Source organism: Sutcliffiella sp. NC1, assembly GCF_027594365.1.
GTDB classification, from domain to species: Bacteria; Bacillota; Bacilli; order Bacillales; family Bacillaceae_I; genus Sutcliffiella; species Sutcliffiella cohnii.
Genome location: NZ_CP115153.1, coordinates 2982069 through 2997920, shown reverse-complemented (window position 1 = coordinate 2997920; position 15852 = coordinate 2982069). Strand labels below are relative to the sequence as shown.

Here is a 15852-nt window from a genome sequence, read left to right as displayed (position 1 = left end):
AATTAAAAAAACCACAAGAGTTGTTATATTGCAATCTTGTGGTTTTTTCGTTGTTAACTTAATTAGATTTTAATTTAATGACGAGCTCTTCATTAGGTGTTACAAAGATAGTTTGTTGGTTGTCATATATAACAAACCCAGGTTTTGATCCACTAGGCTTTTTAACGTGTCTTATTTTTGTGAAATCTACAGGAACACTGCTAGATTGTTTCGCCTTACTGAAGTAGGCAGCAATGGTCGCTGCTTCACGTATCGTATTATCAGTTGGTTCTAAATGACGAATCACGACATGTGAGCCAGGAATGTCTTTCGTATGAAACCAAATCTCGTCTCGGCGAGCAACTTTATTCGTTAAATAATCGTTTTGTTTATTGTTTTTACCAACTAAAATCTCTATCCCTTCAGAAGAAATATATTTTTCAAGTAAAGGCTTTTGTGGTTTGTTTTTCTTCGCACCTTTCTTTTGTTTCACTTTTAAATATCCTTCCTCGACCAACTCTTCTCTAATCTCTTGAACGTCTTTTGGAGAAGCGGCTTCGAGCTGTTGAAATAACATTTCGAAATAAGTAATTTCTTCTTTCGCTAGTTCTATTTGTTCACGAACGATGGAAAGTGAATTTTTCGCTTTCTGATATTTTTGGAAGTATCTTTGCGCATTTTCAGAAGGTGATAGTTTTGGCGATAATTCAATTTTAATACTGCTACCATTTTCATCATAATAATTGATAACTTCAATTTCTTTAGCGCCACGCTTAAGCCTATGTAAATTAGCTGTTAGTAATTCACCATACAATTGGAAAGTGTCGGCCTTTTTAGCGTCTTCTAATGTTTGTTCTAATTTTTTAATTTTCGTTTTATTTTTTTGTATTTCATTTTGTACAAATCTTTCTAAGTCATGTGCTTGTTGCTTAACTCTATCGCGTGAAGCTTTCCCAAAATAAAAACGATCCAGTAACTCGCTTAAAGAAGAATAACGTTTAATTTCACCCTTCACATGTGTTACATCCGTTAAATAAAAAATTTCTTTTTGTTCTGGTGTAATAATAATTTGCGGATGAATATCATCAGCAATTTCCTTCATTAGCTGGACAAATGCTTTCGGAAGAGTTTCTCTGTTCGCTAGTCCTGCACGGTGAACTGCTTCTCTAGCTAAAATAGGAGAAACTCCTGCAAAGAGAGAAACTAATTGTTTATCTAATTTACCAGAAAAATAATCTATTTTCGTTTGGACAATTTCCTCATTGGCCTCAAAAGGATTTATTTTTTCTTGTTGAGGTGGAAGAACGTAAGCTTGACCAGGAGCTATGCTACGGTGACGATTAAACGCCATCGAAATATGCTTAATACTATCAAGAATCATATTTTTTTCTTTATCCACGAAAATAATGTTAGAATGTCTGCCCATAATTTCAATAATTAATTGTTTATAAGATATATCACCAATTTCGTTTCGGGTTTTCATTTCGAAAACAATAATTCTATCCATATCAACTTGTTGAATAGAAGTGATGATACTCCCTTCTAAATGTTTGCGTAATAGCATACAAAACATAGGTGGTTCACTCGGATTGTCATACACTTCTTCCGTAAGGTGTACACGTGCGTAACTTGGGTGAGCAGATAGGAGTAATTTATGGTTTTTTCCGTTTGCGCGAATGGTAAACACTAGCTCTTGTTTATAAGGCTGGTAAACTTTCGAAATTCTACCGCTTTCTAAATTGTGTTTAAGTTCTTGCGTCATTTTATGTGTGAAAATTCCATCAAAGGACATAGGTAACTTCCTCTCTCATGTAACAGCATTTATATAATACTATCCGTTGTTTTAAATTTTAGTAAATTTGTATATCTCCTGCGGAAAAGCTCCAGTTTGATTGGACCTAACCGAGCCGCCTTCGCTTTTCTATGTCCAGCTCCGGCGCTTAGGCCCTATCAAACTTCCCGTTCCGTCCGTACGATAAGTCAACATCGGTTCACGCATTCGCGTTCACCGTGTTTCCTTTATCTCCTACCGGAACAGTCCAGTTTGTACGGGCCTGAGCAAAGCGCCTCCGCTTTTCTTATAATTATATCATTTTTTTGGACGAGTCTGAATAAGCTTTGGTGAGGGTAGTTTGTGTAAAGTTTGTGAGGTGGGGGAGAGGAAAAGATGAAATGGCATGAAATGAGGGTCGAAGAGGTAGAGGAACGAATAAACTCCGACCTTGAGAATGGCTTGAATGATGAAGAAGTAATTAAGCGGATTGAACAGTTTGGGCCGAATGAGCTAAAGGAAGCAGAAAAACAAAATGTATTACTACTATTTTTAGAACAATTTAAAGATTTTATGGTTGTTGTTTTATTAGCTGCAACGTTAATATCAGGTTTATTAGGTGAGTATATTGATGCAATTGCGATTATGGCTATTGTATTAATTAATGGACTTTTAGGTTTTTTCCAAGAAAGAAAGGCAGAAAAGTCGTTACATGCATTAAAGGAGTTGTCGGCTCCTCAAGTTACCGTACTTCGGAACGGTGAATGGAAAAAGGTACCTTCAAGAGAAGTAGCTGTCGGAGATGTAGTGAAGTTTTCTAGTGGAGATCGTATAGGGGCAGACATGAGAATCGTTAAGTCAAGCTCTTTAGAAATTGAAGAATCTGCGTTAACTGGTGAATCGTTGCCGGTAGTGAAGAAAGAATCGCCAATTGTAGGGGATAACATCTCTATTGGTGATCAAGAGAATATGGCTTTTATGGGAACGGTTGTAACACGGGGGAGTGGCGTAGGAGTTGTTGTTGCGACAGGTATGCACACAGCAATGGGGCAAATTGCCGATCTTTTGCAATCTTCCGAAACGATTATAACCCCTTTACAAAGAAGATTAGAACAGTTAGGTAAAATTCTAATTGTAGTAGCGTTAATTTTAACCTTTCTCGTAGTAGCTATTGGAGTATTACAAGGTCATGATATATATACGATGTTTCTAGCTGGGGTTTCGTTAGCAGTTGCTGCCATTCCAGAAGGGTTGCCTGCTATCGTAACAATTGCGCTGTCTCTAGGGGTAACGCGCATGATTAAACAAAAATCGATTGTTCGAAAACTACCTGCAGTCGAGACGCTAGGTTGTGCGTCTGTCATCTGTTCTGATAAAACAGGTACTTTAACACAAAATAAAATGAGCGTTACGAACATTTGGTCTAGCGGTAAAGTGTGGAAAGTTTCTGGTGTTGGGTATGAGCCAAAAGGGGATTTTATTTTAGAGAATAAAGAAATGAATCCTAATAATGAAAAGCCACTTCAACAATTGTTAACTTTTGGGTTACTATGTAATAATGCTAATATCGTAAAGAAAAATGGACATTACGTATTAGACGGTGATCCTACTGAAGGAGCATTAACCGTCGCTGCTATGAAAGCAGGTTTAACGAGGGAAGGTCTTTTATCACAATTTAAATTAGTGAAAGAGTTTCCATTTGACTCGGAACGTAAAATGATGACTGTAATTGTGGAAGACAAACAAGGAAAAGCATTTGCAATTACAAAAGGTGCCCCAGATGTTGTAATGGACGTATCTAACTCCATTTTATGGGACGGTAGGAAGGAAACTTTCACACCAAAATTTAAAGACGAAGTCCAAGGTGCTGTTTATCAATTTGCATCAGATGCGTTACGAAATATCGCAATTGCATTTAAGCCGTTAGAAAACAATAACGTAAGCCAATTTGAGGCTGAAAAAGATTTAACACTTATTGGAATACAAGGAATGATTGACCCACCAAGACCGGAAGTACAAGCTGCAGTAAAAGAATGTAAGGCTGCAGGCATTAAAACGGTTATGATTACAGGAGATCATGTCGTTACGGCAAAAGCAATCGCATTACAATTAGGTATTTTACCTTTTGGAGGAAAAGTTTTAGATGGTAAAGCATTGTCAAACATGACGGATGATGAGTTAGAAGAAATAGTTGATGATGTTTATGTGTACGCGCGAGTGTCTCCTCAGCATAAATTAAAAATAGTGAAGGCACTACAAAGAAAAGGACATATAGTGGCGATGACTGGCGACGGAGTAAATGATGCTCCGGCAATAAAAGCTTCTGATATCGGAATTGCTATGGGGATAACTGGTACTGATGTAGCAAAAGAAGCGTCCTCACTAGTTTTACTAGATGATAATTTCGCTACAATCAAATCCGCAATAAAAGAAGGAAGAAATATATACGAGAACATACGAAAATTTATTCGCTACTTGTTGGCTTCCAATGTTGGGGAAATATTAGTTATGCTATTCGCAATGCTAATGGGACTACCGTTACCACTAGTAGCAATACAAATTTTGTGGGTTAATTTAGTTACAGACGGCTTGCCAGCTATGGCACTTGGATTAGATCAGCCAGAAGATGATGTCATGAAAAGAAAACCACGAAATCCGAAAGAAGGGGTATTTGCACGGGGACTATGGTGGAAAATAATTAGTCGAGGATTTTTAATAGGGATTGTTACATTAATAGCATTTGTTATTGTATACAATCAAAACCCAGACAATTTACCGTACGCTCAAACAGTAGCTTTTGCAACGTTAGTAATGGCTCAATTAATTCATGTTTTTGATTGTCGAAGTGAAAAATCAATTTTTCACCGTAATCCGTTTGAAAATATGTATTTAGTTGTAGCAGTACTTTCTTCTGTTTTACTAATGTTAATTGTTATATACTATCCACCGTTACAAACTATATTCCATACTGTTTATTTAGACCCGAAAGAATGGTTGTTAATTTTAGGTTTAGCATCCTTGCCAACTTTTTTACTAGTTGGGTCACTTTTTACGCGAAAACAAAAGGAGAATATGGTATAATTCTTAAAGGTAGTAGAGATTACTCTATTACCTTTTTCCTTGTTATTTCATTTTTTCCTTTGAAAATGACGAAAAGAATGCTAAGATTATTTTTGCTTAGCGTATAGTTTAGCACCATTTTTTTGAAAGAAACGGATGTGACAGAATGGTAAAAAGTATGACTGGCTATGGTAGTGCCTTTTTACAAACAGATACCTATACCATTACAGTGGAAATGAAATCAGTTAACCATCGTTTCTGCGAAATAAATATGAGAATGCCTAAGCAATTACTTTCCTTAGAAGAAAAGATGAAACGTGTAATAAATATGTTAATACATAGAGGCAGAGTAGAAGTTTTTATAACGATAGATGGAATAGGTCTTTCTTCGCGAAAGTTAGAAGTTGACTGGGATTTATTAAGAGACTATATAAAAAAAACGGAAGAAATAAAGAGTTCCTCTAATATACAAGGTTCTATTACTATTAGTGATGTTCTTCAGCTAGATAACGTTTTAATTGTTAATGAGGTAGAGGACTACCAATCTGAATTAGAGACACAATTACTTCAGTTAGTAGAAACAGCAACAAGAAAATTAATTGAAATGCGAACCTCTGAAGGTGAAACAATAAAAACAGACCTATTAAATCAAGTGAAAGAGGTTGAGCAAACTTCTTTACAGTTAATGGAATACGCACCAAATGTAATACTTACATATAAAGAAAGATTAGAAAAAAGAATGAAGGACTGGGTTCAAGGTTCAGTCGATGAACAACGAATCGCCACCGAAGTAGCGATATTTGCAGATAGATCCGATATTAATGAAGAATTACAACGTATTCAAAGTCATGTTCATCAATTCCAAAGAACACTAGAAACAGATGCTCCTATCGGGCGAAAGCTTGATTTTATTATACAAGAATTAAATCGAGAGACTAATACGATCGGTTCAAAAAGCAATGATGCTAAAATTAGTAATACGGTAATTAATATGAAAGCTTGTTTAGAAAAGATGAAGGAACAAGTTCAAAACATTGAATAATTTTGATTACATTTTTTCGTAGAGGTAAAGAATAGAGTTGTAACTAAAGGTGGGGAAAGCATGAGTATTAAGTTAATTAACATCGGATTTGGTAATATTGTATCTGCAAATCGTATTATTTCTATTGTAAGTCCAGAGTCCGCTCCAATTAAACGTATCATTCAAGATGCACGTGATCAAGGTATGTTAATAGATGCTACATATGGTAGGAGGACTCGTGCAGTTATCATAATGGATAGCGATCACGTAATTTTATCTGCCGTGCAACCAGAAACAGTTGCGCAAAGGCTTGTTAATAAAGATGAAATGTCTGATGAAGGGTAGGTAACATAAAGACATGATTGAAAGAGGTTTATTAATTGTTCTTTCTGGCCCGTCTGGTGTTGGTAAAGGAACAGTAAGGAAAGCGATATTTTCAAAAGATGATGTCGATTTTGAGTATTCAATTTCGATGACAACAAGAAAACCCCGAGAAGGAGAAGTAGATGGAGTTGACTACTTCTTTAAATCGAAGGAAGAATTCAAGTCTTTAATTGAAAAAGATAAATTTATTGAATGGGCGGAATACGTAGGTAACTACTACGGCACTCCTGTCGATTATGTAGAACAATGTTTATCGCAAGGAAAAGATGTCTTCCTTGAAATTGAAGTGCAAGGTGCGTTACAAGTAAAGAATAAATTTCCAGAAGGTGTTTTCATTTTCTTAGCACCACCAAGTCTTTCCGAATTAAAGAAACGAATTACAACTAGAGGAACAGAAACAGCAGATTTAATTAATAATCGTATGACTGTTGCAAAAGAAGAAATTGAAATGATGGACGCATACGACTACGTGGTGGAGAATGATGAAGTGGATTTAGCTTGCTCAAGAATTCAATCCATCGTAGTTGCCGAACATTGTAAACGCACAAGAATACGAGAAAAATACCAAAGAATGTTGGAGGTTGAATAAAATGTTAAATCCTTCTATCGACTCATTAATGAAAAAATTAGATTCCAAATACACGTTAGTAACAGTTTCAGCAAGACGTGCACGTGAATTACAACAAGATGGAACAGTAATGTTAAGTAAAACAGTTTCCCATAAAAATGTAGGGAAAGCGTTAGAAGAAATCGATGCAGAATTATTGAAAGTAATTCATGTAAGTTCTACAGAACGCAGTGAAGGTATTTTAAACAGCAAATAATACAGCCTCTCGTTTAGGTTGTGGAGCGGAAAGGACGAATATTTCTTCCTTTCCATATTCATAAATACGTTCTACATCATAAATGGGCAACCTAGCAATAGGTTGTTATTTTTTTAGTCTTTTCAAAGCTAAAAGCTTAGATAACCGTAAACGGAATTAGCACTAAAGAGCTAGAAATGGATGTATATATTATTTGAACAGCTTCAATGTTTTACCTTTCATGTTTTAGAACCGTGAGTGAAACGTAGCGGAAGACACTTGACTCCTGCGGGATGTAGAGGGAAGGTCGAGACCCCACAGGCGCAGCCGAGGAGGCTCGAATCCCTCCCCGCGGAAAGCAAGTGTCTGTAGCGAAGTGAAACGTATTGCTTAAAACATATAAACAACATTCATTGCTGTCTATAATGCAATGCTTTTTCTTAAACACACCTATTTTCTAGAGAAGACCCACCAAACAATCTTAAAAGTCGACGAAACCAATCATTTTGTTTATATTAGAATAAAGTTTTTCCTAATAATCGTTACATGAATAAATAAACTGTTACATATAATTTTTCATTTTGGGGGAATGAGAAAATGAAAGATAAAAAAATACTACTTTGTGTAACTGGCGGAATTGCTGCCTACAAAGCAATCGCACTAACTAGTAAATTAATTCAAAAAGGTGCTATCGTCAAAGTAATCATGAGTGACTCAGCAGTGAAATTTGTAACACCACTAGCATTTCAAGCACTCTCACGCAACGATGTTTACACAGATACATTCGAAGAAAAAGATCCCAAAGTTATCTCTCATATAGAATTAGCTGATTGGGCAGACATCGTACTTATAGCACCTGCCACTGCAAACGTAATTGGAAAATTAGCAAACGGAATTGCAGACGATATGATTACTACTACACTATTGGCAACGAAGGCTCCTGTATGGGTAGCCCCAGCTATGAACGTAAACATGTATGACCACCCAGCCGTTCGAACTAACATGACAACATTAACTACATTTGGATATCACTTTATTGAGCCTCAAGCTGGATTTTTAGCATGTGGATGGATTGGGAAAGGGCGATTAGAAGAACCAGAAACAATTGTACAATTGTTAGAAGACTTTTTTTCTGAAAATAAAGGTCAACAACTAATTTTAAAAGGTAAAAAACTACTAGTTACAGCAGGACCAACGGTTGAAATCATTGATCCTGTACGGTATTTAACTAATCGATCTTCTGGTAAAATGGGGTACGCAATTGCCGAAGCGGCCCAACATTTAGGTGCAGAAGTAGTGCTAATTTCTGGGCCGACCGCTTTACAGCCCCCTCCAAATGTTCAAACTATTTTTGTAGAATCAGCAGAACAAATGCTACAAGAAGTTTTAAAGCATTACGACCAATCGGACATTGTTATTAAGGCCGCAGCTGTTGCAGACTATCGACCTAAGTTCGTATCGGAAAGTAAAATCAAAAAGAATGACGGAAGCATAGTCATTGAAATGGAAAGAACGACAGATATTTTAAAAACGTTAGGTGAAAGAAAGAAACAACAACTTTTAGTAGGATTTGCAGCCGAAACTAACAATGTTGAGCAATATGCAAAAGGAAAACTAGAAAAGAAAAACTTAGATTATATTGTAGCGAATAATGTGACAGAAGAAGGTGCTGGTTTTAATACAGATACGAATATTATTTCCATTTACAGTAGAAACGAAAAACCTACTTCTTTCCCTAAATTAACGAAATTAGAACTAGCGTACAAAATATTACAGCATATTGCTTCAAAAGGTAGTGATATGTAAATGACATATGCGAGTGTAATCGTTGATGTACCAGCAAAGCAAATTGATCGAACGTTTGATTATGGGGTGCCTGAACAATGGAAGGATATTGTTCAACCAGGGGTGAGAGTAATTGTTCCTTTTGGTCCCCGTAATGTACAAGGTTTCGTTGTCTTTTTGAAGGATAATACCGAATTAGAGAAGGTAAAGCCGATTCAATCTGTTTTAGATTTACAGCCTGTCTTAACGAGTGAACTATTACAATTAGCACAATGGTTAAAAAATCACACACTTTGCTATACAATAAGTGCTTTACAGGCGATGCTTCCTGCTGCATTAAAAGCTAAATATGAAAAATGGTTAATTGTTAAAAATACGGAAACATTGCCAACGGAACTACACTCTATATTTGGGGAAAATGGACGGGTTTTGTACGATAATGTGAAGGATCAACCGTATTTTCCAATCATTCAAAAGCTGGTGAAACAAGATAAAATTGAGCTCTATTATCAAGTAAAGGATAAGGCAAAGAAAAAAACGATCAAAATGATAGATGTCCAGTTCTCACAAGAACAGTTAACATCATACATGAAACAATTGACTAAAGGTGCAAAAGCGCAAACACGAGTACTGACGTATATCATGGAAAATGAAATTGCCAAAATTTCCAAACAAGAGCTATTAGAAATGACACAAACTAGTAGTTCCGTTATAAAAACTTTAACGAACGAAGGTATTATAACGGAAATAGAGGAAGAGATTTATCGTGACCCGTACAAAGATAGAAATTTTCAAAAGTCTCACCCGTTGCCATTATCAGATCAACAGCTAAACGCAATAACTCCTATTCTTCGTTGCATTGAAAAAGGTCGACATGAAAGTTTTGTCATGTTCGGTGTTACAGGAAGCGGAAAAACGGAAGTGTATATGCAGGCTGTTGATGCTGTGTTGCAAAAAGGTCAAGAAGCAATCATATTAGTTCCAGAAATTTCATTAACACCACAAATGGTAAACCGATTTAAATCTCGATTCGGTGATGAAGTTGCTGTTTTACATAGTGGACTAGGAATCGGAGAAAAATACGATGAATGGAGAAAAATTCATCGAAAAGAAGTGAGAGTAGTAGTTGGTGCAAGATCTGCTATTTTTGCTCCGTTTGAGAATGTAGGTATTATTATCATTGATGAGGAGCATGAATCAAGCTACAAACAAGAGGAAACACCACGATACCACGCTAAAGATGTAGCAATCCAACGAGGGAAATATCATAATTGCCCTGTTGTTCTAGGAAGTGCTACTCCAACATTAGAGACATTTGCACGTGCTAAAAAAGGATTATACACACTGTTAACGATGGATAAGCGTATGAATGAGCAAGCAATGCCAACTGTTGAAATTGTAGATATGAGGGAAGAATTAAGAGAAGGAAATCGTTCGATGTTTTCTCGAGTGCTTGTAGAAAAGCTACAAGACCGAATTGATAGAGGAGAGCAATCTGTTTTATTTTTAAATAAACGTGGTTATTCTTCATTTATGATGTGTAGAGATTGTGGATTTGTTATTGAATGTCCTCATTGCGATATTACTTTAACCTATCATCGTTTTTCTAACTCTATGAAATGTCATTATTGTGGATTTGAAGAGCCGGTAGTTTCAACTTGTCCTTCTTGTCAAAGTGAACATTTTCGATTTTTTGGTACAGGTACACAAAAAGTGGAAGAAGAATTAGTTAAAATAATGCCAGAAGCGAAAATAATAAGAATGGACATTGATACTACTTCTAAAAAAGGTTCACACGAAAAACTGTTAGAACAATTTGGTCAGAAGAAAGCGAATGTTCTTTTAGGTACGCAAATGATTGCAAAAGGATTAGATTTTCCTGATGTCACATTAGTAGGTGTATTAACGGCAGATACGATGTTAAATGTGCCAGACTTTAGATCCGCAGAAAAAACGTTTCAATTATTAACACAAGTAAGCGGACGAGCAGGACGGCATGTGCTTCCCGGGGAAGTTATAATTCAAACGTATACGCCTGAGCATTACAGTGTGCAATTAGCAAGCACTCATGATTATCATTCCTTCTATAATAAGGAAATGATGGTCAGAAAACTTCACCAATATCCACCGTTTTACTATACTGTCCTTTTAACTGTTTCACATGAGGAACTACCAAAAGTAGTACAAGTTACGGAGAAAATATCATTTTTCTTAAAGCAACAATTGTCCAACGAAGCTATCATATTGGGACCAGTTGCGTCACCAATTGCACGAATAAAAGACCGTTACCGCTATCAATGTATAATTAAATACAAAAGAGAGCCAAAACTAAACGATTTATTAAAAACTATCTTAGATAAATATCAACAACAAATGGTAAGGGAAAAACTATTAATTTCAGTAGATTTAAACCCGTACATGATGATGTAGGTCGGAGGAAATAAATGATTTTAGAAATTGTAAAACACCCAGCAGAAGTATTAGAAACACAATGCGAAAAGGTAACTGTTTTCGATAAAAGACTAGCAAAATTATTAGATTCTATGTATGAAACGATGCTAGAAGCGGATGGTGTTGGTCTTGCTGCACCACAAGTAAATGTTAGGAAACAAATTGCAGTTGTAGATATTGATGACCATCATGGGAAGATTGAATTAATTAATCCAGAAATAGTCGAAGAAGATGGAGAGCAAGTAGGACCAGAAGGATGTTTAAGCTTTCCAGGGCTTTTTGGGGAAGTTGCCCGACCGAATTATGTAAAAGTAAAAGCACAAAATAGACGCGGGAAATTTTTTGAACTACAAGCGACGGGTTTTTTAGCCCGAGCAATTGTCCATGAAGTGGATCACCTGCATGGTGTGCTATTTACGAGTAAAGTAACAAAATATTACGAAGAAGATGAATTAGAAGGTGAATAAAATGAAAAATATAGTATTTATGGGGACGCCAGATTTTGCAGTTCCGGTTTTACAGCAATTAATAAATGATCAATATAATGTGATCGCTGTAGTAACTCAACCAGATCGTCCAAAAGGGAGAAAAAAAGTTCTGACTCCTCCACCAGTTAAAGTGGAAGCAGAAAAGCATAAAATCCCTATTTATCAACCAGAAAAAATACGCTTAGAGGAAGAATATAAAAAAATCATCGAGCTACAACCAGATTTAATCGTCACCGCTGCATTCGGTCAAATTCTTCCTAAATCATTATTAGATGCACCTAAATATGGATGTGTTAATGTTCATGCATCCCTATTACCTAAACTACGCGGAGGCGCTCCGATTCATTATTCTATCATTCAAGGCGAAGCGAAAACAGGCGTAACAATTATGTACATGGTAGAAAAGTTAGATGCTGGCGATATTTTAACACAAGTAGAAGTTGAAATTTTAGAAAGTGACCATGTTGGTACATTACATGATAAGTTAAGTGTAGCAGGTTCAAAGTTATTGTCAGAAACATTACCTCTTCTGTTTGAAGGGAAATTAAATGCTATAAAACAAAATGATGATGAGGCTACTTTTGCGTACAATATTAAACGAGAACAAGAAAAAATAGATTGGTCCAAAGATGGAGAGGGAATATATAATCACATTCGTGGTTTACATCCTTGGCCAGTTGCTTATACAACGTTAGATGGTCAAGCAGTAAAAGTTTGGTGGGGAGAAAAGATCTCAACAACTAAATCTGGTAACCCCGGTGAAGTAATTCACATAGAAAATGATGGGTTTGTTGTGAAAACTGGCAATAATATTGGAATAAAGATAACAGATCTTCAGCCTGCTGGTAAAAAGAGAATGACTGGAGAGCAATACCTAAACGGTGCGGGGTCCGCCTTAAAAGAAGGAGCTTTGTTAGATTAAATGAAAAATGTTCGTGAATTAGCAGTTGATGCATTATTAAGTATAGAAAAAAATCAATCATATTCTAACCTATTACTCAATCATTATTTGGACCAACATAAAGTGCAAAAAAAAGATGCTGGACTTTTTACAGAGATTGTTTACGGAACAGTACAAAGAAGGATGACGATTGACTATTATTTAGCTCCTTTTATTGCTAAACAAAAAAAGCTTCAAGACTGGGTTAAAATATTATTGAATATCTCTCTATACCAAATGTTATATTTAGACAGAATTCCAGAGCGAGCTGTCATTTTTGAAGCGGTTGAAATAGCCAAAAAGAGAGGACATAAAGGGGTAGCATCTGTTGTAAATGGTGTATTACGGTCCATACAAAGAAATGGTGTACGTTCGCTTGATGAAATAACGGATGAAATAGAGAAAATATCTATAGCAACAAGTCATCCGAAATGGTTAGTTGAAAAATGGGTCGAACAATATGGACTAGAACAAACAACTTTAATGTGTGAACAAAATTTAAAGCCACCTTTTCAAACCGCTCGAGTAAATACACACAAAGCAACTGTAGAAGAAGTAATGGAAATGCTAATAGATGAAGGGTACAATGTTGTAAAAGGAGAAGTTTCCCCTTATGCAATTGTTTTAAAACAAGGGAATCTTGCCTACTCTAAAGTCTATAAGAAAGGCTTATTAACGATCCAAGATGAAAGTTCCATGTTAGTGGCACCTTCGTTAGGTGTAGAAATTGGACAAACGGTATACGATTGTTGTGCTGCACCAGGAGGAAAAACGACGCATATTGGTGAATTGTTAAAAGGAACTGGTAAAGTTTTTGCAACAGATTTACACGAACATAAAGTTAAATTAATCGTTAGCCAGGCAACCCGTCTTGGACTAACAAACATTGAGGCTAAAGCATACGATAGCCGAAAAGTACAAGATATATTTGAACATGAAAGTTTTGATAAAGTTTTAGTTGATGCTCCGTGTTCGGGATTTGGGGTTATTCGAAGGAAGCCAGACTTAAAATATGCTAAATCAGCAAAAGATATAGAGCAATTAGCTACCATTCAAAAAAATATATTAACTCATGTTGCTCCTTTAGTAAATAAAGGTGGCACACTAGTTTATAGTACATGTACAATTGATAAAGAAGAAAATATGGAAGTTGTTTCCGAATTTTTAAAAGAACATCCTCATTTTTCTTTAGATGCAGAATTTAGAAATTTAATTCCCGAGGTTGCACACAAATACGTGGAAAACGGTATGTTGCAAATTTTACCTCATTATTTTAATAGCGATGGATTTTTTATTGCGAGACTAAAAAGGCAGGTGTAAAAGATGGAGAAAACAACACGAAAGCAGCAAGATGCAACAATAACGAAACCTTCCATCTACTCGCTTCAACTTCATGAGTTAGAAGCTTGGTTAATTGAAAATGGTGAGAAGAAATTTAGAGGAAAGCAAATTTTTGATTGGCTCTACATTAAGAGGGTAACTTCTTTTGAGGATATGTCGAACCTTTCAAAAACTTTAAGAGAAAAGCTAGAGGAACAATTCGTACTTACGACCCTAAAAACACTTATTCAACAAACATCATCTGATGGAACTATGAAGTTTTTATTTGAATTGCATGATGGATATTCCATTGAAACAGTTTTAATGCGACATGAATATGGTAATTCAGTATGTGTCACAACACAAGTAGGTTGCCGAATTGGCTGTACATTTTGTGCCTCTACATTAGGGGGATTAAAGCGAAACCTAGAAGCTGGGGAAATTGTAGCTCAAGTTGTTAAAGTGCAACAGGCAGTAGATGAAATGAATGAACGAGTAAGTCATGTAGTTATAATGGGAATTGGCGAACCGTTTGATAATTTCGATGAAATGTTGGATTTCTTAAAAATTATCAACCATAACGATGGTTTAAATATTGGTGCAAGACATATTACGGTTTCTACGAGCGGAATTATTCCAAAGATTTATAAGTTTGCTGATGAAAATATGCAAATAAACTTTGCTATATCCCTACATGCTCCAAATACAGAGATTCGCTCAAAGCTTATGCCAATTAACCGTGCGTATAAGTTACCAGACTTGATGGAAGCTGTTAAGTACTATATTGAAAAAACAGGACGTAGAGTTAGTTTTGAATATGGGCTTTTTGGTGGAGTTAATGACCAAGTGGAACATGCGGAAGAATTGGCAAGATTAGTGAAAGGAATAAAATGTCATATTAATTTAATTCCTGTAAACTATGTTCCAGAAAGAGACTATGTAAGAACACCGAAAGAACAAATTTTTGAATTCGAAAAAACATTAAAGAAATATGGGGTAAATGTTACGATCCGTCGCGAACAAGGTCATGATATTGATGCAGCTTGTGGACAACTTCGTGCGAAGGAGCGTAAAGAGGAGACGAGGTGAATTCATTGAAGAGTGTCTTTTTAACCAATAAAGGGAAAGTACGCACACATAATGAAGACCATGGTGGAATTTATGAAAAAAATGATGGATTAACCTTGGCGATTGTGTGTGATGGAATGGGCGGTCATCAAGCTGGTGATATTGCAAGTAAGCTAGCAGTTGAAAAAATGGAGGCATATTGGAATGAGGAGGAAGTTTTCTCCTCTCCTAATGATACAGAAACGTGGCTTAAAAATAAAATTGTACAAGTTAACTCAGACTTATATCAATATGCGAGCGAACATACAGAATGTAATGGAATGGGAACAACAATTGTCGCGGCAGTATGTACCTCTTCGTACGTTACGATTGGGCATGTAGGGGATAGTCGTTGTTATTTATCATCAGAAGAACAAATAAAACAATTAACAGATGACCATTCCTTCGTAAATGAACTTGTAAAGAGTGGTCAAATTTCTAAGGAAGATGCTGAACATCATCCGAGAAAAAATGTTATTTTACAAGCTCTCGGGACAGAGCAGTCAGTGAAAGTAGATATAAGAACGCTCCCACTTGAGGAAGATGGTTATTTGTTATTATGTTCTGATGGACTAACGAATAAAGTAAGTGATGAAGAATTAATCTCTATACTACATAATAGTGAAATGTTACTACAAGAAAAAGCGGAACAAATGATTAATCTTGCGAACGAATATGGTGGAGAAGATAATATATCCGTTGCAATAGTCAACTTATCTGTCACCGAAATGGAAAGCAGGTGA

Annotated in this window: 13 protein-coding genes; 12 read left to right on the top strand and 1 reads right to left on the bottom strand. The window is 35.9% G+C overall.

The features are described 5' to 3' along the window. Nucleotides 1-58: 58 nt before the first annotated feature. On the bottom strand, nucleotides 59-1771 hold the full coding sequence (locus O1A01_RS15610; RefSeq protein WP_066420604.1) for an Rqc2 family fibronectin-binding protein: 1713 nt from the start codon (nucleotides 1769-1771) through the stop codon (nucleotides 59-61). 375 nt (nucleotides 1772-2146) lie between these two features. Here O1A01_RS15610 and O1A01_RS15605 point away from each other — a divergent pair, with 375 nt between their 5' ends. From O1A01_RS15605 to O1A01_RS15550, 12 genes are all read left to right on the top strand, one after another. Further along, entirely contained in the window at nucleotides 2147-4831 is a 2685-nt protein-coding gene (locus O1A01_RS15605) for a calcium-translocating P-type ATPase, SERCA-type (RefSeq protein ID WP_066421864.1), read from the top strand. 145 nt (nucleotides 4832-4976) lie between these two features. Next, nucleotides 4977-5852, top strand: a complete 876-nt coding sequence (locus O1A01_RS15600; RefSeq protein ID WP_270064469.1) for a YicC/YloC family endoribonuclease — start codon at nucleotides 4977-4979, stop codon at nucleotides 5850-5852. 60 nt (nucleotides 5853-5912) lie between these two features. Next, the gene (remA, locus tag O1A01_RS15595) at nucleotides 5913-6176 is read left to right on the top strand and encodes an extracellular matrix/biofilm regulator RemA (protein WP_066421858.1); all 264 of its coding nucleotides are present in this window, start codon (nucleotides 5913-5915) and stop codon (nucleotides 6174-6176) included. Between the two features lie 13 nt (nucleotides 6177-6189). Continuing rightward, nucleotides 6190-6804 (top strand): guanylate kinase, encoded by a 615-nt coding sequence (gmk, locus tag O1A01_RS15590; RefSeq protein ID WP_066421856.1) that lies wholly within the window; start codon nucleotides 6190-6192, stop codon nucleotides 6802-6804. Between the two features lies 1 nt (nucleotide 6805). After that, complete coding sequence (gene rpoZ, locus O1A01_RS15585; RefSeq protein ID WP_066421853.1) at nucleotides 6806-7039, top strand: DNA-directed RNA polymerase subunit omega; 234 nt, start codon at nucleotides 6806-6808, stop codon at nucleotides 7037-7039. 576 nt (nucleotides 7040-7615) lie between these two features. After that, on the top strand, nucleotides 7616-8824 hold the full coding sequence (coaBC, locus tag O1A01_RS15580) for a bifunctional phosphopantothenoylcysteine decarboxylase/phosphopantothenate--cysteine ligase CoaBC (protein WP_066417725.1): 1209 nt from the start codon (nucleotides 7616-7618) through the stop codon (nucleotides 8822-8824). Further along, nucleotides 8825-11233, top strand: a complete 2409-nt coding sequence (priA, locus tag O1A01_RS15575) for a primosomal protein N' (protein WP_066417724.1) — start codon at nucleotides 8825-8827, stop codon at nucleotides 11231-11233. Nucleotides 11234-11247: 14 nt separating this feature from the next. After that, nucleotides 11248-11721 carry a peptide deformylase gene (gene def / locus O1A01_RS15570; protein ID WP_066417721.1) on the top strand — a complete coding sequence of 158 codons (474 nt, stop codon included), beginning with the start codon at nucleotides 11248-11250 and terminating at the stop codon, nucleotides 11719-11721. Nucleotide 11722: 1 nt separating this feature from the next. Beyond that, nucleotides 11723-12664, top strand: coding sequence for a methionyl-tRNA formyltransferase (fmt, locus tag O1A01_RS15565; protein ID WP_066417718.1), 942 nt, complete (start codon nucleotides 11723-11725; stop codon nucleotides 12662-12664). Beyond that, a complete protein-coding gene (rsmB, locus tag O1A01_RS15560) occupies nucleotides 12665-14002 on the top strand; it encodes a 16S rRNA (cytosine(967)-C(5))-methyltransferase RsmB (protein WP_270064468.1) in 1338 nt (445 codons plus the stop codon). A gap of 3 nt (nucleotides 14003-14005) precedes the next feature. Then, nucleotides 14006-15091: a dual-specificity RNA methyltransferase RlmN gene (gene rlmN / locus O1A01_RS15555; RefSeq protein WP_066417711.1), complete on the top strand. Its 1086-nt coding sequence runs from the start codon at nucleotides 14006-14008 to the stop codon at nucleotides 15089-15091. Between the two features lie 5 nt (nucleotides 15092-15096). Further along, entirely contained in the window at nucleotides 15097-15852 is a 756-nt protein-coding gene (locus O1A01_RS15550) for a Stp1/IreP family PP2C-type Ser/Thr phosphatase (protein ID WP_270066425.1), read from the top strand.

Coding starts and splice junctions, on each gene's coding strand:
- rsmB (WP_270064468.1), top strand. CDS start 12,665: ATGAAAAATGTTCGTGAATTAGCAGTTGATGCATTATTAAGTATAGAA.
- fmt (WP_066417718.1), top strand. CDS start 11,723: ATGAAAAATATAGTATTTATGGGGACGCCAGATTTTGCAGTTCCGGTT.
- def (WP_066417721.1), top strand. CDS start 11,248: ATGATTTTAGAAATTGTAAAACACCCAGCAGAAGTATTAGAAACACAA.
- coaBC (WP_066417725.1), top strand. CDS start 7,616: ATGAAAGATAAAAAAATACTACTTTGTGTAACTGGCGGAATTGCTGCC.
- priA (WP_066417724.1), top strand. CDS start 8,825: ATGACATATGCGAGTGTAATCGTTGATGTACCAGCAAAGCAAATTGAT.
- O1A01_RS15610 (WP_066420604.1), bottom strand. CDS start 1,771: ATGTCCTTTGATGGAATTTTCACACATAAAATGACGCAAGAACTTAAA.
- O1A01_RS15600 (WP_270064469.1), top strand. CDS start 4,977: ATGGTAAAAAGTATGACTGGCTATGGTAGTGCCTTTTTACAAACAGAT.
- remA (WP_066421858.1), top strand. CDS start 5,913: ATGAGTATTAAGTTAATTAACATCGGATTTGGTAATATTGTATCTGCA.
- gmk (WP_066421856.1), top strand. CDS start 6,190: ATGATTGAAAGAGGTTTATTAATTGTTCTTTCTGGCCCGTCTGGTGTT.
- rlmN (WP_066417711.1), top strand. CDS start 14,006: ATGGAGAAAACAACACGAAAGCAGCAAGATGCAACAATAACGAAACCT.
- rpoZ (WP_066421853.1), top strand. CDS start 6,806: ATGTTAAATCCTTCTATCGACTCATTAATGAAAAAATTAGATTCCAAA.
- O1A01_RS15605 (WP_066421864.1), top strand. CDS start 2,147: ATGAAATGGCATGAAATGAGGGTCGAAGAGGTAGAGGAACGAATAAAC.